The sequence below is a fragment of the Mycobacterium sp. NGS17 genome, assembly GCF_059813205.1.
The window spans coordinates 1-212 of the sequence record NZ_JCALED010000069.1; the positions used below are offsets into that span (position 1 = coordinate 1).

1 protein-coding gene is annotated in these 212 nt (G+C 69.3%); it reads right to left on the reverse strand.

The features are described 5' to 3' along the window. On the reverse strand, positions 1-212 hold a 212-nt coding region (locus tag AC5Y7E_RS24400; protein ID WP_499950984.1), incomplete at both ends, for a hypothetical protein.

Genomic DNA, 212 nt, shown 5'->3' on the forward strand with positions numbered 1-212 from the left:
CCGGCGGGCGCCCCTGATTCATCCCAGCGCTGCCCAAGGGAAAGCGATAGGTCCATGCGCGCGGTGTGGGTGTGCACCGGCAGCGGCGATGCCTGCACCTCGCCCAACGCCACCATCGCTGCCGGGTCGGCGGCCTGCCAGTTCTGCCAGGCCAACATCACCTGCACCAGCGGGTGATGCGCCAGGCTGCGGGTGGGATTGAGCCGATCAAC